The sequence below is a fragment of the Bryobacter aggregatus MPL3 genome, from assembly GCF_000702445.1.
GTDB classification, from domain to species: Bacteria; Acidobacteriota; Terriglobia; order Bryobacterales; family Bryobacteraceae; genus Bryobacter; species Bryobacter aggregatus.
The window spans coordinates 1,683,951-1,700,016 of the sequence record NZ_JNIF01000003.1; the positions used below are offsets into that span (position 1 = coordinate 1,683,951).

The following is a 16,066-nucleotide window of genomic DNA, read 5'->3' on the forward strand; positions in this document are numbered from 1 at the left end:
TCGGGATTGTTGGGTGCGGTGGCGGTTTCCCTGCGATTGTCGTTGTTCCACGTGACACATGTTCTGCTTTGCAGCGTGGAATGAAGGCAGCTGTGTCGTGCTTCAAATGAAAGAAGAGTGTCTCTCGGTTTGCGGGGTTGTGAGGTATATCTCTTGTTTCACGTGGAACGCATCGCGCTGGTCGTCGACCGGACAGGAATCCGATCTGGGTTGTGGGGACCGATTTTGACCTCTTTCTCCTCCCCGAAGGCCCTAAAATGGCAAAACCGGGACTCTTTCGAGGTCCCGGTCTCTGTTTTCTGCGTTTTGGATGCTTCAGGCGCGTGGTTTCTGGAGATTGAGGTAGATGTCGAGGATCGCGATTGCTGCGGGTGTCACACCCGGAATCCGGCCTGCCTGGCCGAGGGTCTCCGGTTTCACCCGGTTTAACTTGTCGACGACCTCGTTGGAGATCCCCGGGATGCCGGAATAGTCGAAATCCCGGTCCAGCTTCCGCGACTCCCCTTCCCGCAAGCGATTCACCTGCCGTTCCTGCTGCAGCATGTAGCCTTCGTACTTGATCTCTGTCTCGACCGTCGTTAGGACATTCTGCTGGATCGGAGTCTCCAGTTGCTGCTCGAGCCAGGGCTGGATCTGCGAAATCTTGGATTCCGGACGCTTGAGCCACACCGCAAAGCTTGGGCGGTCGTCGGAGGCGATCGAAACGCCCGCAATCATTCCTGGGGCGACTCGTTTCTCGCTGAGAAGTGCCAGTAACCTCTCCTTCATTGCCAGTTTCTCCCGGAAGCGGCGGATGCGCTCCCCGCTCGCTAATCCGACCCGTTCCGCAATCGGTGTCAGTCTCTCGTCGGCGTTGTCGATGCGTAGAGTTAGCCGGAATTCGGCGCGCGAGGTGAACATGCGATAGGGCTCATCGGCCCCCTTGCTCACCAGATCATCCACTAGAATGCCGCCATATCCCTGGTTACGAGCCAAAACGACCTCATCCCGGCTACCGAGCTTGCAGGCTGCGTTCAAACCCGCGAGCAAGCCCTGAATTCCCGCCTCTTCGTAGCCGCTGGTTCCATTGATCTGACCAGCCAGGAAGAGTCCGGGGTAGCGCTTCACTTCGAGGCGATGATCGAGTTCGCGCGGGTCGATGGCGTCGTATTCGATCGCGTAGCCGGGGCGGATCATCTCGGCATTCTCCAATCCCTCGACCGAGGCGATCATTTCCTCCTGCACATCAATTGGCATGCTGGTGGACATCCCATTCACGTAGACCTCATTCGTATCCAGCCCCTCGGGCTCGAGATAGATCTGGTGCCGTTCGCGATCGGGGAATTTCACGAACTTGTCTTCAATGCTTGGGCAATAGCGGGGACCGATGCCTTCGATCTGTCCACTATATAGGGGGCTTCTTGGAATTGCTGCCTGCAGCACCGCCCGCGTGCGCTCATTGGTATAGGCCAGGAAGCACTGGATCTGCGGGCGATCGATGCGATCGGTGAGAAAGCTGAACGGCGTGGGGACCGGATCCCCATTCTGCAATTCAAACTTGGCCCAATCCACGGTCCTGCCGTCGAGACGGGGCGGAGTACCGGTTTTGAGCCGCGTCCATTGCAGCCCCAAACCACGCAACCGCTCTGCGAGAAGATTGCTCGGCGCCTCGCCGTTGCGGCCGCACGAGTAACGGGTTTCGCCGACGTGAGCGACTCCCTTCAAAAAAGTTCCGGTGGTGACGATCACCGCTCCAGCGGACAGATCTCTTCCGTCGGCAAGACTAACACCGTTCACCTTCGTTCCATCGAAAAGAAAAGCGGCGACCTCGGCCTGCAGGATTCTCAAATTCGCTTCCTGCTCGAGCACTTCTTTCATCCGCACCCGGTACATCTTCTTGTCGCACTGCGCTCGCGGACTCCAAACGGCAGGCCCGCGGCTCGTATTCAGCAAGCGGAACTGGATTCCCACGGCATCCGTGATTTCGCCCATCACTCCACCCAGTGCGTCGATCTCGCGCACCAGATGGCCTTTGGCGATGCCACCGATTGCCGGATTGCACGACATTTGCGCGATCAGATCAATATTCATGGTGATCATCGCGGTCTTCAATCCCATGCGGGCACACGCTCTTGCCGCCTCGCAGCCTGCGTGGCCGGCGCCCACGACAATCACGTCATATCGGATTTGCTTCATTTCACCCCGCTCTACGCCTTATTCTAACTTTTGGAGGCAAATTCTCTTTTGAACATCTTGATCGTGGGTTCCGGTGGACGTGAGCACGCCATGGCGTGGCGTTGTGCGCAGGAGGGACACAAGGTCTTCTGCGCCCCTGGAAACCCCGGCATCTCGCAAGTTGCCGAGTGCATTCCTTTGGAAACCCAAACTCCCGAACATTTTTTACAAGTGGCGCGGTTGATCCACGCCGACCTGACGATTGTGGGGCCGGAAGTCCCGCTGGTGGCTGGCATCGTCGATCACTTTGAGGCGCACGGCCTCCGGATCTTTGGTCCCACCGCTGCCGCCGCAGAACTGGAAGGCAGCAAGGCTTTCTCGAAAGAATTCATGGCCCGGCATGGCATCCCCACGGCTCGCTTTCAGGTCTTTGACAATCTGGAAGACGCGAAACTCGGTCTGGGCCGCTTTGAATATCCAGTGGTTCTCAAGGCGGATGGACTCGCGGCCGGCAAAGGCGTCGTGATCGCGAAAACAAAGGCCGATGCCTGGACCGCGCTCGAAGGTCTCTTTTCGGGAGACCTGGTGGGCGCTGCCGGTTCTCGCGTTTTGATCGAAGATTTCTGGCGTGGCGAAGAAGTCAGCTTCATTGCGATCTGCGATCATGACACCGCGATTGCGCTGCCGCCGACGCAGGACCACAAAAACATTTTTGACAACGACGAAGGGCCGAACACGGGTGGCATGGGGGCTTACTGCGATGACCGGATTCTCAGCCAAGAACAGAAAGACGAAATTCTTGAGAACGTCATTCTACGAACCCTGCGCGGCATGGCCTCTGAAGGCAAGCCCTTCCGCGGCTTCTTATACGCAGGGCTTATGATGACTCCCGACGGGGTGAAGGTCCTTGAGTTCAACGTGCGTCTTGGCGACCCCGAAACGCAGGCGCTGCTCTTGCGCATTGAAGCTGGCTTTGTCGATACGATTCTCGCGGCGACCGAACATCGTCTGCCTTCGGCTCATTTGCAACTGAGCACAGGAGCCACGGCCTGCGTGGTGATGGCGGCTCATGGGTATCCCGGAAAAGTGCGCACGGGCGACAGGATCAGCGGCATTGAGAACAGTGGCGAGGCGATGGTCTTTCATGCCGGCACGAAATTCGAAGACGGTGAACTGAAAACGGCGGGTGGCCGCGTACTCGGTGTGACGGCCGGAGGCGCTACTTTGCAGGAGGCTCTCAACCGGGCTTATCGCGGCTTGGGCTCCATCCACTTTGACGGCATGCAGTTCCGCCGCGACATTGGACAAAAGGGTTTGAAACGCTACACTAATTAGCTAGTGGGGACGTAGCTCAGTGGATAGAGCGTCCGCCTCCTAAGCGGAAGGTCGGCAGTTCGACCCTGCCCGTCCCTACCATTCCTGACTGGGTCTCCCTCGCCTGAGGAGAATCGATGTTATTCCTTCGCGCCCTGCTTGCCTTCGTGGCTCTTCCAGTGGTGGTGAGTGTTTTGGTGCCTTGGCTTTTGTTGCCCAACGACCGTTGGCGGGGCGCGGGATTTTCTTGGGCTTGGCCACTCCTGGTGTTGGGCCTTTGTCTCTTGCTCGCCAGCGTCCGCGATTTTTATGTCGCCGGCCGCGGTACACTCGCCCCTTGGGATCCTCCCCGAAAGCTCGTGATTGCCGGGCTGTACCGGTGGGTGCGCAATCCGATGTATCTGGGAGTTCTGGCCTGGGTCGGGGGCTGGAGTCTGCTTGTTGCTTCCCCACTCCTGGCCGTGTATACCGCGCTCCTGGCGATTGGCTTCCATCTGCGTGTTTTGCTCTACGAGGAGCCGACGCTTGCCCGGCTCTTCCCGGCAGATTGGGCACTTTACCGCGCAAAGGTAAATCGTTGGTGGCCCCGATTATTTCCTGCGGTAGATTGAGGGCTTGGCTGGGTCGAACTTTCGCAGCTCTAACATTCCGTTGTGATGGACGAGCCGCTCGGCTTCAAAACGCATTTCCTGAATTGCGTTTCCATCGATCGCAAACACGAAGTCGCGCATTCCTTTTGCGACCGGGATGGGGCCAAATTCCACTCCAAACACGCTGACTTCAAAACCCACTTCCCGGACGTCTTTCAATTTCGGAAAGAAGGCAATCCCTTCCTCATTCGTCCTGCCCTGTACGGACTCGCTTCCGGTTCTCAACGCCACGTCGATGTTCTCGACGCCCCGGCCGTTACTGCCCTGGACCCACACCTTCACTCCACTCGCATCGCCAGCGGAACTTTTGAGCAATCGAAAGAAGGGCGCCACCTTACCCGTGCTTTGCAAGACGACGGAGTTGCCTTCCAATTTCCAGGTTCCTTTACCCCAGTAGTCTGCGGCGCCATAGATCAGCCCGAAGGCAAAGCTGCCGTCGGCATGGAGCGTCAATTCCGATGCGGCTTCGTGCACGCCTTCGAGAACATAGACGCCCACCTGTCCCCAACTCAGGGTCTGCGACAAGACCAGCAGCACTATCCATTTCATACAGACAACAATGCGAAGAATCCCTGCAAAAGCGATCATGGGATCGCAAATTGCAGGGATCGGTGTTATTGATATTTTGTTATTGTTAGTGAAGGGGGGGCGAACTACATCGCCGTTCTTCCGCGCAGTCCACGATTCATGCCACTGCAATCGTTGAACAGTGCGGCGATCCAGGTTTGCTTCCAGCTGGGGAAGGGATCGTAGCTCATGGACTGGTCCTCCCGGACAATCCACAAATGCAAAGTATCGGAGGGGAACTTCCAACCGACTCCGAAACCATCCTTGCAGGTGACTTTGCGGATCTCCTGCATCTTTGAGAACTCGGTGTGGCCGCTCTTTGGGCCCCAATCTTCGAGGAACTTCTCGTAGGCGTAGTTCCGGCAGGGCTTCTCGGGAGTACATCCCCAATAGCGGTAGGCGCCTGGGTAATCCTGCTTCTCTAAAATTTCGCGAAAACCGGCGAGCTTGTTCTTCTCGCTGTGATTCCGCAAGGCGTAATAGCCGGCGATGCCCAGGACAATCAAGGCCACAAAAGCAAGAACGGCGCGAACAATCATCTTGTTGCGCCGTTCTTCGCCAGCTCCGTATTGGTCTAAATAAGAAGACATATCCCTACTTTGCGACGGGATGAGCCTTGTCGTAGGCTGCAGTCGCCTCCGTCGTGATTTCAAGCGCGGGCTTGAAGTGAACCGTATTTGCTACGTCGAAAACCACATCGTAGCCCTTTTCATCCGACAACTTCTTCACCACTTCCTGCATGCGCTGGCTGGCCTTCAGCAGAATTTCCTGCCGATCGCGTTCGACGTCTGCCTGCAGATCTTCCTGCTTGCGCTGCATCTCGCGCTGTTTCCGGGTCCCTTGAGCGTTGAGATCGCCTTCTACCTGCGGCGTCAATTTTCCCGCTCCTGCATTGAGACGATTCTGGATGTCCACAAGTTCCGAATCCAGCCGCTTTAGATCGTCGGTGCGCGGTCTATACTTCGCTTCGAGATCGGCTTGGGCCTTTTTGATCTCAGCCGTATCGAGCAGGGCCTTTTGCGTATTCAGGATCGCAACCTTCGCCTGACCAACAAGCGTCACCGCCAGTAACGCGCCGAGCGCCACCTTCATCATCGTCGTCTTCATGTTTTCCTCAATCCTTTGCGCGCGTCTCTAGCCGAGAACCGCCAGAATTTCACTTTCCCTCAAGATCAGATATTCGTCCCCGCCCACTTTGGTTTCGGATCCGGCGTATTTTCCGAAAAGAATTTTGTCGCCGACCTTCACTTCCATCGCGACCCGACGCCCATCCTTGAGCTGCGTCCCTGCCCCAACGGCAATGACTTCAGCTTCCTGGGGCTTTTCCTGCGCGCTATCGGGCACAAACAGGCTGCCAATCTTATTACCCTGCGCCTCGAGGCGCTTCACTAGCACGTGATCGTGCAACGGACGCAATTTCATAGATACTCCCTTGGACATTATCCAATCTAGCAAACCCCTGCGCCGTCATTCTATTGCAACCACTTCTCGCACAATAATGAAAATGCCCACATGAAGCAGCTCCTCTTCCTCCTTCTCAGCGCATTTTTCCTTTGTGCGCAGACCAAAGACCCCAACTTCTTTCAGAAACCCTATCTTCAGCTCGGTGACCGTCCCGCCAATTCGAAAAGCGAAGGACTCGATCTGATGTGGCTTGGCCACGATCGGGATACCCATTTCGCGGTCGAATACAAACCCGGATCCTCCTGGCGCAAAGCAGAAGTGCAGCAGCTTCGCCGCGTCGCCGTCACTGGTACCGTCGCGCATCGGGTCTACCGCGCCTCGCTCGACAAGCTGAGTCCTGGCAAAATGGTGCCCTACCGGGTGCTCGTTGGGGGCAAAGCGATTTTCGAATCCACCGCCCAGGCGCGCAAGCCGGAGAAGTCAGACACCCATCTGGTCGTCTTTGGCGATTGCGCCGCCAACACTCCGGGACAACGAGCGGTGGCCTACGAGGTGTCGAAGCTCAAGCCGGACTATGTCTTTGTGGCGGGCGATATCGTCTATTCGCGGGGCCGCGTTTCTGAGTACGAGGAGAAGTTCTGGCCCGTCTATAACGCCGATACGGCTGGCCCGGCGACAGGCGCACCTCTCCTGAGAAGCACGCTCTTTACCGGTGTGATCGGCAATCATGACTCGCCGCTCGTTCCGGATTTCGATCTTTACCCGGATTCTTTGGCGTTCTTCCGCTACTGGTCTCTCCCGATGAATGGTCCTTCGATCCAGGCCGGAGGCAAACATACCGCGAAGTTCAAGGGCAATGAAGCAGCCCAGCGTGCTTTTCTGAGCACCACCGACCGCTACCCGCGCATGTCGAACTACTCTTTTGACTACGGCAACGTCCACTGGACGGTCATCGACAGCAATCCCTACGTCGATTTCACCGACCCTGCTTTCCGCGAATGGATCCGCAACGATCTGAAGGCGGCCTCCAAGGCGAAGTGGCGCTTTGTGGGCTTTCATCATCCACCCTTCAATTCTTCAAAGGCGCACTTCACCGACCAGCGGGTTCGTCTGCTTGCCGATCTCTTTGAAGAAGGCCGGGCCGACCTTGTCATCGGCGGCCATGTCCACAACTACCAGCGCACGCATCCGATGAAATTCGTTGTTGAGGCTGGTTTCAAATTGGGTTCGAAAACCGAAGTTCCTGGCAAGTGGACGCTCGACAAGTCTTATGACGGTGATAAGAATACGAAGCCGAATGCGCCCATCTACCTGGTAACTGGCGCCGGCGGAGCTACCCTCTACAACCCGGAGCAGAATGGCAATCCCAGTACCTTTCAGGATTTCACCGCGAAGTTCTCCTCCGACACTCACTCCTTCACTGTCATCGATGCTTCTGCCAAGGAGCTGAAGGTCCGTCAGATCTCGTCGAGCGGAAAAGAGATCGACCGCTTTACGGTTACGCGCTAACTTTCGGTCCGAATCGTTTGCGGAGACCAAAAAAGCACAACGCGCTCGAGACGAGCAACCACACCGCAGGCTCCGGCACATCGGCGAGTGCTGTGATCTGATAGATCGAGCCTCCGCCCCAGTCCAGGATGAACAGGGAGTCTGCGGTCGAATAGATTCCGACCGGATTGTGAGAGAGTGTGCCGCTCTCGATGAAATGGATCAGTTCGGTGAAGGTGGAATTGGCGAACACGACGGGGTTCTGATTGTTGGTCCCCTCCGGACCTGTCCCGCCGCTGAACCCAACAAAAATGCCGTTTCGATAGAGTGCCGGGAACAGCGCGGGGCTGAAGGCGATCTCTGTGGGGCCTTCCGATCGAAAGCCGGAGACGGGCTGGAAATTGATCAGGCTTTGGGTCACCCCATTGCAGGCGCCCGGATTCGTTTCGATCAGCGTGTCGCTCCGATACTCCGGGTAGCAATTCGGAAACCCGAATTGCAGCACTTCTGTGCCGAGCTTGGCGGCAGGAATCCGATTCAGTTCATCGGCCTGGTAGGGCTCTGAAAAATTGGTGACATTGTCCTCATCGATTGCATTGTCGGCAAAGTACAGATCACCGCTTATGGGATCGAAAGCCATTCCGTACACATTGCGAATGCCGCCGGCGACCTGGCGCAGATTGGAAGCAATCGGCACATCGCCTGTCTCGTCGATGGTAATCATGTACAGCGAGTCGCCCTGCAATTGGGTGGGCGCCAGGCCGAAACCACTCACGGTCACGGGGGATGTGGAGGCCTGTGCGTTGTACTGCGAGCCGACATTGAAGATGAGATCGATCGAACCAGGCTTGTCTGGGGTCGGACGCACCGCAATGCCGGGCGTTGGATGTGCATAGTCTGGGGCGTACTCGAATTTGAGACTTCCGCTTGCCTGCAGAGGGTCTTCCGGGCTGACGCCAGGTGCGAGTGCGGTGATCGCAGTGTTGCCGAACTCTGCAATGTAATACAGCTTGCCGGCCTGCCGAATCTGTGTGGCCGGGCCTGCGTTCGCATTTGAGTAAAGGATTGTGGGCGCGCCATCGGCGACGCCATCAGAATTCAAATCTTGAAACCGGACCACCTGACTGGTGCCATAGCCCGGGGAAAGCAGCACCAGAAGCGAGCCATCGGAAGCCTTAATGGCGCTGCTTGGGAGCGGCAGACCCGTCGCAAACTGCGTCACGCGGAAGAGTGTCGCATCCACACTGGGCGTATTGAGGATATTGCTTGCTGAGAGGACCTGGGCCCAGACCAAAAAACAACACAGCGAAAGCTTCATGATTGAAGCTAGCGATCCGCTTTCGTCTGCCGCAATCGAGAAATATGCTCAGTCGGCGGCGGAGAGAGACTGGGGGGCAGCTAAGGTCCCGGTTGGCTGCACTCTGTAAAAAATGTGGAAACTTGCTCGAAACCTTTCTTATCCCCGATAATCAAATATCAGTAATGAGTCTCCATGTGCTGGCCGCCCTCGTAGGCACCGCGTCCAGTGTAGTCAGTCTATTTTTTACCCCGTCGCCGGTAGCCATGCGTCGACTCACCGCAGGCAGCGGTTTACTTCTGCTGCTCAGTGCACTCGGTGGATTTGGCGTCCCACTGGCCTTCGTCGCTGGTTTTCTGGGGGTCTGGCTCATCCATCGCTATGTGCACCCGATCTGCCCGGCCTGTACGCACGATCATCAACATGATTCCTGCACCACGAGGCTCCATGGTTTCGGGATGCCGATGTTGTTGGCCTTGGCGCTCCATTCTTTTGCCGACGGCCTGAGCTCCGAACACACCACTAGCGCCCTTGCTGTCATTTTGCATAAGGTTCCCGAAGGCATTGCGATGGTGATCTTGTTCCGTGCCGCATTGGAGCGGAATTCGCAGATTTTTGCCGCAGTCGTTACGGTTCAGTTCATGACGGTTCTGGGCGGGATGAGCGTCAATGGGGTTTGGGCCGAGCAACTGAAATCTCTGGCCGCAGGTTCGATGCTCTTCCTCGGTTTGCACTCACTGCATGCGCTCAGCCAGCGCTGGTCGGCGCTTGTGCCAGTCCGTCCGCTTTTGGAATTCCTGGCCCACAGCCAGCAGAGCGTTCTCGGTAAACGCACGTCCCATGAGCGTCACTCCCACCGGTAAACCCTTTACCAACCCACAAGGCAGCGTGAGCGCGGGCAGGCCCGCCAGATTCCCCGCCGGGGTGTGAGCGTTAAAGCCGCGCTTGCGGCCCGCAGGGACCGGGCTCCCTGGCGCATCGAGCGGCACTGCGACTTCGTTGGCAATGCCACGCCGCGTGGGCACCAGAATCATATCGATGTTGTAGAAGAAGTCCTTGAATGCTTCGATTACCTGCCGCCGGATCCGCATGGCGCGCAGATAGTCCTTGGCCAGGAGTTCGCCCGCAGCCTTCAAGCCTGCAATCTGCTTCTCGTCGGCAAGCTGCTCCACCTTGCCACTGGTGACCAATTCCTCAAAGATACTGGCCTGCTCGGCTTGCAGGATTGTGCTCAGGATGGCGCCATACGGGAAGTCTGGCAGCTCCGCTTCCTTCAACTGGAAACCCATCGCTCGAAACACCCGTAAGGTCTCGGCAAAGGCAGAACGCGCTTCCGGGTCTGCCCATTCTTCCCAATCGACCGGCGCATAGCCGATCGTGTAATCCGCAAAAGGCCGGGCAAACTGCGGGGTGTAGGCGAAACCCTTGCCTGCGCTCATCGGGTCGTCGTCGTCACCACCGGCAATGACGTCGAGGATGACGCCGCAGTCTTCGGCTGTCCTGGCCATGGGGCCGATCTTATCGAGAGTCCAGCTCAAGGCCATCGCGCCGGCCCGGCTCACGAGTCCGTAGGTGGGACGCAAGCCGGTGATGCCGCAGAAGGCGGCAGGAGTCAGAATGCTGCCGCTGGTTTCGCTGCCCAAGGCAAAGCTCACCAGACCGGCAGCGACGGCCGCACCGCTGCCGCTGGAGGATCCACCCGCCCAGCGTGTTTTGTCCCAAGGGTTCAGACAGGGGCCGGTCAGCGAAGCCTTGGCCCAGCGATAGCCGGGGCCACCGGCGAGTTCGATCATCGCCAGCTTGCCAATCAGCACGGCGCCCATCTTATCGAGATTCGTCAGGACGGTTGCGGGCTTGTCGAAGACTTGATCCGCGTAGGGCTTGGCGCCCCAGGTGGTGGGATGCTTGGGCCAGGCGAGCAAATCTTTTGCGCCAAAAGGCACGCCTTGCAGCTTGCCGCGAAAGCGTTCAATCTTGCGGTCCTTATCGACGTCCTTGGCCCGGCGAATCGCGTCCCTGCGCAGGCTGAGCGCGAGCGCGTTGTGCTCGCCTCCGATGCCTTCGAGACGATCGAGATAAGCCCGGGTTAACTCTTCACTGGAGTAGTCGCCCTTCCGCCATCCAGCATTCAGTTCCGTGGCGGAGGCGAAGAACAGATCGACACCGGCAATTGCCATGCTCTATGCCTTGAATACGAAGGCTGGCTCTACCGCCATGGGGAGCTTGACCTTTTCGAGGGCTTCCCGATTGGCGCGCATAGAGGCGCGAGCCTGCTCGAGAAGCTCCGGAGTTTGGGCCTGTAGCGGGACGGCGAGTGCCGTGGTGGAGAGCAGCCAATCGCGACGCTTCACTTCAGCGCCTCCAGAGCCGCCTTTTCCATCACGCTGTGAGGAGCACTCTCGCCCATCCAAATCTCGAACTGCTGCGCAGCCTGGGTGAGAAACATTTCGAGCCCGGGGATGACTTCGCCGCCTTGCGACTTTGCCCGGCGCAGCAACTCTGTTTCGAGCGGGTTGTAAACCATATCGAAGGTGACGTCGGCGGGGATCGCTCCATCGAAGAAGCAGTCCTTGACGTTTGGCCACATGCCCATCGGAGTGGCATGCACCAGCGCATCGAATTTCTTGCCGTTCAACTGTTCGCGCAACAAGGGTTCTGCTCCGCACATTTTGGAAAGAGCACGAACACGATCGGGGTTGCGGCCACTGATGACAACTTTGGCGCCCGCGTCGGCCAAGGCAAAGGCCGCGCCGCGAGCCGCGCCGCCATTGCCCACGAGCAATACGGTGCTTCGATTCAACTTGATTCGCTTGCCGAGCGGTTGGGTGACGGCGGCAGCATCGGTATTGGTGCCGCGCCATTTGCCGGCCTTCTTCCAAACCGTATTGACCGCGCCGATGCGGCGGGCCAGCGGATCGATCACATCGAGATAACGCATGATCCGTTGCTTGTGCGGCAGAGTGACGCTGAAGCCCTGCACCGGAAGATTCTCGCAGAGCGTGAGGAAGTCTTTCAGTTGGGTGGGCTTCACCAGAAACGGAAGATACACCGCGTCGAGCCGTCGCGCCTGGAACGCGCGATTGTGCACGGTGGGGCTGAGCGAATGGCGCACCGGGTCTGCCACCACGCCATAAATTTTTGCGCTCTTGGTCAGCTTGTCGATGCGATAGAGCTGCCGCAGGAGCCGCGCTCCCACCTGGCCTGCCGCGGTGCCCTCTACGGCATTGGGCGCGGCATAAGTGTAGATGCCGCCATGCGAATTGCACAGCACACGGGTGGCGAATCCGACTTCGCCCATCGCGAGCAAAATCATCGGCACCTTCGGGTGCGCCTTCTGCAAGGCAAGAACCTTCGAGGCATCACTGGGCTTGCGGGCTGTGGTGACCACCTTATAGGCGTCCGCCGGAACTTTCATCATCCGGCGCAGCACGGGCTCGAGGGGCGGAGTGCCCTCATAGTTGTGCCAACTCACGATCAAGTGGGCCTTGGCGCGCAACTGTTCGCAGCGCGCGATGGTCTTCTCGGCTGTTTCCACTTCGACATCGATGGCATGAGCGCCGGCGTCAATGGCGGCGTCCAGAATTTTCATCTGGTCGTCAATGACACCGTTGTATTTGCCGTGGTTCTGGTGCCGCCGGCAGGTCACAAGAAGCGATACATCGGGGTGCTTCTGCGTGAAGGCCGTAATCGCTTTCAGACCCGCCTCGGGCTTGGTTAGATAGTCGAGCCGGAATTCAAGGAATTGCTCTCCGGCCGCGACTTCTTTTTCTGCTTGATCCAGCAGTTTCTCGACTGTGGGTAAACCCAAAGCGATGCATACTTTGGGTAGTGCCGCGCGCGTGGACATAGGTTGGAAAACGTCCCCTAGCTTACCACCGCTGCACTTAGCTCTTCTTTATGGGGAAGGGTCTCGAGGTGAGCCTTCCACGCATCAAGAAGCGCAGCAGGGTGCCTTACGCCAAATCGGGCAATGCCCATTTCCTTGAGAATCAGAACTTCCTCCAGACTCTTTCCATCGATCATGAGTTTGACTTCCACCTGCGGTACGCAGTTCCGCAGTAAGATCTCCACCTGTCCAATGCGATACTCGCTCGCACTTAAAATTGCAACTCCGCTGTTCTTTGCCATCTCGCAAAGACTTGCCATCTGCTCTTCATCGAGGAGCGAGACGTCGACACTGGCGGTCAACTTCGTGCCTGTTTCTGTGCAGATTCTCACCAGTTGCTGTAGCTCGCCTTCGACGTAGGCAAACTGGCGGCTCATCATCTTGGGCAGATTCACTTTCGCCTCTGCCAGTGAGGCGCCGCGCTGCAGCATGTCTTGCACTTCAAACAGCTTCACTGCCGTTGTCGCATCCCCTGGCGCGGCACTGGTTCTGCTGGCCAGCCGCAGGGGCGCCTGCACCCAGCTGCGGGCCAAATCGAGATCGCACGGTCTCACGATCACACTGCCCACGGCATAGCTTGCGGCACGCCTGCAACCTTCATGCACCTGCTCTTCTGTCATCAAAGGACTCGAAAGGTGGTAGTCGATCCTCCCCGCTAGATCACGATATTCCATTCCTTTAGTTATAAAGGTTAAGATGCGTCCTCTGCTTGCCCTCCTCCTGCTTGGTCTCGGTGCGACGGCTGCAAAACGGCCAATCACGCACGAATCGATGTGGCTGATGAAGCGCGTAGGAGCGCCGAGTTTATCGCCCGACGGCAGAATCGCCGTCTTCAGCGTGGTGTTTCCGGCCTACGATCCCAAAGAGCAAAGTAGCGATCTCTGGACGGTGCCAACGGACGGATCGAGTGCGCCGCGCCAGCTCACGCACACCCGGGCTGCCGAATCTGCGGTTGCCTGGTCTCCCGATAGCCGGCGCATCGCCTTCACCACCACGCGCGAGGGCGACAACGATCCGCAGGTTTATGTTCTCGAACTGGGCATCGCAGAAGCGCAGCGCTACACCAACATTGAGGGCGGGGCGAGCGAGCCGCGCTGGTCGCCAGACGGCAAGAAGCTGCTCTTCGCCGCCAATGTCTCCGATGCGCCAAAGCGCAAATCGAATGCCCGTGTCTATGAAGGCTTTCCCATTCGCTACTGGGACCATTGGCTCGATGCGAAGCGGGCCCACATTTTTGTGATGGACGATCACGCAGGGGCCACCCCCATCGACATTCTGGCTAATACGAATCTGGGTGGCACCCTCACCACCACCGGAGAAGAACTGAACGCCACCTGGACTCCCGACAGCAAATCGATCCTCTTCCAATCAGACATCAATCGCAACGAAGCGGCCTTTGCGCAGGTGAAGAGCAAGATCTTCCTTGTCCCGGCCGAGGGCGGCAAGCCGCAGCCTTTGTCTGCCGGAGCTTATTCGTACTCCAATCCCAGATTCCGGCCCGACGGCAAAGCGCTGTATCTGATCGAGAGCCGCGAAGGGGTCAACAACACGACCTATAGCTTGAATCGCCTGGCGATGATTCCTTGGCCGCAGGGCGGTGTGCCCCGCACGATCTCAGAGTCGATCGACAAATCCATCGACTCCTTTGTCTTTTCCGCCGACTCCAGGCAAATTGTCTTCAGCACCGATGAGCAAGGGCTGGGCAAGCTTTTCGTGATGTCTGCGGAAGGCGGGGCTGCCGTCGAGTACCAGCCTCAGACGGCTGGTAATTTTTCGAATCTGGTGCAAAGCGGCCCAGTGCTGGTTGCGAATTACGACAGTGCCACGCGCCCCGCAGAAATCCAGGTTCTCGATCGCGACCCGGCCAAGACCCGGACTCTCACCCACTTCAACGACACCGCGCTGGCCGATCTCGATCTCTCCACTCCCCAGCACTTCAGCTTCACTTCGAAGAAAGGCCGCTCGATCCACAATCTGCTGATCCTGCCTCCGAACTTCGATGAGACCAAGAAGTACCCGCTGCTGGCGTTGATCCATGGGGGGCCGCACAGCATGTGGAAAGATCAGTTTTTCCTCCGCTGGAACTACCATCTCCTCGCCTCACCCGGCTATGTGATTCTGCTCACCAACTACACCGGGTCTACTGGCTTTGGCGAGAAATTTGCGCAAAACATCCAGGGCGATCCGCTCGCCACTCCGGGCGAGGAGATCAATCAGGCGGTGGACGAAGCGCTACAGCGCTTTTCGTTTCTCGATCCGGCGCGGCTTGCTGCCGGTGGCGCGAGCTATGGCGGGCATCTGGCGAACTGGCTGCAAGCGACGACGACACGCTACAAGTGCCTGGTCAGCCACGCCGGGCTCATCAATCTCGAGACCCAATGGGGCACCAGCGACACGATCTACTCGCGCGAGGTGAACAATGGCGGGCCGGTCTGGATGCAGGGCGAGGTCTGGCGCAAGCAGAATCCCATCCGCTATGCCGCGAATTTCAAGACCCCGGTGCTGGTGACGGTTGGAGAACGGGATTACCGCGTGCCGCTCAACAACACACTCGAGTATTGGAGCGTCCTGCAACGGCAGCGCATTCCGTCCAAGCTGATTGTCTTTCCCGACGCGAATCACTGGATTCTCAAGGCCGAGGACAGCCGCTTTTTCTATCAGGAAGTGCTGGACTGGTTCGCTCGCTGGCTACATTAAGGTCGTCGCGCCCTGCACGCCCATGGTGCCGTCGGCGACATTCTTGTTTTTGTGCTCGTCGAGGTTGATGACGTAGGTATCCTTCGAATCGAGCAGGATCGGCGAGTGCGTCGCGCAAATGATGCGGAAGTTCTTCTGATCCACCAATTCCATCAGCATCTTGAGGATGCGGCGCTGGTTGCTGGTGGAGAGCGCCATTTCCGGCTCGTCGAGCAGCAGGATGGTGCCGTCGGGCAGGCTCGGGAAGTTTTCGCGGAACATCGCGAGCATCACCTGGCCGTGGCTTGCCATCTGGAGAAACTCGATCATCTGCGGGTTGTCCTGGAACAGATCCAGCTGCATGCGCGGGTTGTGTTGTTCCGCATCGAACATGTAGGGCGTGCCCAGTTTATTGACACCAGTGTCGAGACGGTAGATGTAGCCATCGACGCTCTCATTGCGCAGTGCGTAGTAGATGGAGTGGAGCAGGGTGCTCTTTCCCGCGCCATTGTCGCCCGCCAGCATGACAAGCGGATGGGACAGGTCGACCACCATCGGCATGTGAAAGTTCAAATTCACAAACACCGGGTGCGCGAGGATCTTGAGAAACATAGGGCTGGACGTCAAGGC

The 16,066-nt window shown here is 58.0% G+C and carries 15 protein-coding genes and 1 tRNA gene; 5 read left to right on the forward strand and 11 right to left on the reverse strand.

Translation table 11 applies throughout. The features are described from left to right. Positions 1-315 precede the first annotated feature (315 nt). Positions 316-2,175: a tRNA uridine-5-carboxymethylaminomethyl(34) synthesis enzyme MnmG gene (gene mnmG, locus M017_RS0108050; protein ID WP_031497182.1), complete on the reverse strand. Its 1,860-nt coding sequence runs from the start codon at positions 2,173-2,175 to the stop codon at positions 316-318. 48 nt (positions 2,176-2,223) lie between these two features. On the opposite strand from mnmG, the gene purD reads away from it, so the two are divergent. From purD to M017_RS0108065, 3 genes are all read left to right on the forward strand, one after another. Beyond that, a complete protein-coding gene (gene purD / locus M017_RS0108055) occupies positions 2,224-3,489 on the forward strand; it encodes a phosphoribosylamine--glycine ligase (RefSeq protein WP_031497184.1) in 1,266 nt (421 codons plus the stop codon). Between the two features lie 5 nt (positions 3,490-3,494). Beyond that, positions 3,495-3,570 (forward strand) — tRNA-Arg (locus tag M017_RS0108060). Between the two features lie 35 nt (positions 3,571-3,605). Next, positions 3,606-4,079: a methyltransferase family protein gene (locus M017_RS0108065; protein ID WP_031497185.1), complete on the forward strand. Its 474-nt coding sequence runs from the start codon at positions 3,606-3,608 to the stop codon at positions 4,077-4,079. Here the strand turns inward: M017_RS0108065 and M017_RS27510 are convergent. The 4 genes from M017_RS27510 to M017_RS0108085 all read right to left on the reverse strand — a co-directional run bounded on the left by M017_RS27510 (position 4,059) and on the right by M017_RS0108085 (position 6,107). Continuing rightward, positions 4,059-4,667, reverse strand: a complete 609-nt coding sequence (locus tag M017_RS27510; RefSeq protein ID WP_155121304.1) for a hypothetical protein — start codon at positions 4,665-4,667, stop codon at positions 4,059-4,061. The two genes, M017_RS0108065 and M017_RS27510, sit on opposite strands and share 21 nt — an antisense overlap. Before the next feature lie 104 nt (positions 4,668-4,771). Continuing rightward, positions 4,772-5,275 carry a hypothetical protein gene (locus M017_RS0108075; RefSeq protein ID WP_031497188.1) on the reverse strand — a complete coding sequence of 168 codons (504 nt, stop codon included), beginning with the start codon at positions 5,273-5,275 and terminating at the stop codon, positions 4,772-4,774. A gap of 4 nt (positions 5,276-5,279) precedes the next feature. Then, complete coding sequence (locus tag M017_RS0108080; protein WP_031497190.1) at positions 5,280-5,792, reverse strand: OmpH/Skp family outer membrane protein; 513 nt, start codon at positions 5,790-5,792, stop codon at positions 5,280-5,282. A 27-nt stretch (positions 5,793-5,819) separates the two neighbouring features. Further along, positions 5,820-6,107 carry a co-chaperone GroES gene (locus tag M017_RS0108085; protein WP_031497192.1) on the reverse strand — a complete coding sequence of 96 codons (288 nt, stop codon included), beginning with the start codon at positions 6,105-6,107 and terminating at the stop codon, positions 5,820-5,822. A gap of 90 nt (positions 6,108-6,197) precedes the next feature. On the opposite strand from M017_RS0108085, the gene M017_RS0108090 reads away from it, so the two are divergent. Continuing rightward, positions 6,198-7,598 carry a metallophosphoesterase gene (locus M017_RS0108090; RefSeq protein ID WP_031497193.1) on the forward strand — a complete coding sequence of 467 codons (1,401 nt, stop codon included), beginning with the start codon at positions 6,198-6,200 and terminating at the stop codon, positions 7,596-7,598. Here M017_RS0108090 and M017_RS0108095 read toward each other — a convergent pair. From M017_RS0108095 to M017_RS0108120, 5 genes are all read right to left on the reverse strand, one after another. Next, on the reverse strand, positions 7,588-8,895 hold the full coding sequence (locus M017_RS0108095) for a PQQ-dependent sugar dehydrogenase (protein ID WP_031497194.1): 1,308 nt from the start codon (positions 8,893-8,895) through the stop codon (positions 7,588-7,590). The two genes, M017_RS0108090 and M017_RS0108095, sit on opposite strands and share 11 nt — an antisense overlap. Positions 8,896-9,608: 713 nt before the next feature. Beyond that, positions 9,609-11,051, reverse strand: a complete 1,443-nt coding sequence (locus M017_RS0108105; RefSeq protein WP_031497198.1) for an amidase — start codon at positions 11,049-11,051, stop codon at positions 9,609-9,611. A 3-nt stretch (positions 11,052-11,054) separates the two neighbouring features. Beyond that, a complete protein-coding gene (locus M017_RS29220; protein WP_155121305.1) occupies positions 11,055-11,225 on the reverse strand; it encodes a hypothetical protein in 171 nt (56 codons plus the stop codon). After that, a complete protein-coding gene (gene aroE, locus M017_RS0108115; protein WP_031497200.1) occupies positions 11,222-12,721 on the reverse strand; it encodes a shikimate dehydrogenase in 1,500 nt (499 codons plus the stop codon). The genes M017_RS29220 and aroE overlap by 4 nt, the downstream gene beginning before the upstream one ends. A 17-nt stretch (positions 12,722-12,738) precedes the next feature. Next, on the reverse strand, positions 12,739-13,434 hold the full coding sequence (locus M017_RS0108120) for a beta/alpha barrel domain-containing protein (RefSeq protein ID WP_155121306.1): 696 nt from the start codon (positions 13,432-13,434) through the stop codon (positions 12,739-12,741). 22 nt (positions 13,435-13,456) lie between these two features. Here M017_RS0108120 and M017_RS0108125 point away from each other — a divergent pair, with 22 nt between their 5' ends. Continuing rightward, positions 13,457-15,457, forward strand: coding sequence for an alpha/beta hydrolase family protein (locus M017_RS0108125; protein ID WP_031497204.1), 2,001 nt, complete (start codon positions 13,457-13,459; stop codon positions 15,455-15,457). On the opposite strand, the gene M017_RS0108130 is transcribed toward M017_RS0108125, so the two are convergent. Beyond that, on the reverse strand, positions 15,449-16,063 hold the full coding sequence (locus tag M017_RS0108130) for an AAA family ATPase (protein WP_155121307.1): 615 nt from the start codon (positions 16,061-16,063) through the stop codon (positions 15,449-15,451). The genes M017_RS0108125 and M017_RS0108130 overlap by 9 nt on opposite strands. Positions 16,064-16,066: the final 3 nt, after the last annotated feature.

Bases quoted from the DNA above. Each gene is read 5' to 3' on its own strand.
- M017_RS0108105 (WP_031497198.1), bottom strand. From the start codon at position 11,051: ATGGCAATTGCCGGTGTCGATCTGTTCTTCGCCTCCGCCACGGAACTG.
- M017_RS0108065 (WP_031497185.1), top strand. From the start codon at position 3,606: ATGTTATTCCTTCGCGCCCTGCTTGCCTTCGTGGCTCTTCCAGTGGTG.
- aroE (WP_031497200.1), bottom strand. From the start codon at position 12,721: ATGTCCACGCGCGCGGCACTACCCAAAGTATGCATCGCTTTGGGTTTA.
- M017_RS0108090 (WP_031497193.1), top strand. From the start codon at position 6,198: ATGAAGCAGCTCCTCTTCCTCCTTCTCAGCGCATTTTTCCTTTGTGCG.
- M017_RS0108085 (WP_031497192.1), bottom strand. From the start codon at position 6,107: ATGAAATTGCGTCCGTTGCACGATCACGTGCTAGTGAAGCGCCTCGAG.
- M017_RS0108125 (WP_031497204.1), top strand. From the start codon at position 13,457: ATGCGTCCTCTGCTTGCCCTCCTCCTGCTTGGTCTCGGTGCGACGGCT.
- M017_RS27510 (WP_155121304.1), bottom strand. From the start codon at position 4,667: ATGAAATGGATAGTGCTGCTGGTCTTGTCGCAGACCCTGAGTTGGGGA.
- M017_RS0108120 (WP_155121306.1), bottom strand. From the start codon at position 13,434: ATGGAATATCGTGATCTAGCGGGGAGGATCGACTACCACCTTTCGAGT.
- M017_RS0108080 (WP_031497190.1), bottom strand. From the start codon at position 5,792: ATGAAGACGACGATGATGAAGGTGGCGCTCGGCGCGTTACTGGCGGTG.
- mnmG (WP_031497182.1), bottom strand. From the start codon at position 2,175: ATGAAGCAAATCCGATATGACGTGATTGTCGTGGGCGCCGGCCACGCA.
- M017_RS0108075 (WP_031497188.1), bottom strand. From the start codon at position 5,275: ATGTCTTCTTATTTAGACCAATACGGAGCTGGCGAAGAACGGCGCAAC.
- M017_RS0108095 (WP_031497194.1), bottom strand. From the start codon at position 8,895: ATGAAGCTTTCGCTGTGTTGTTTTTTGGTCTGGGCCCAGGTCCTCTCA.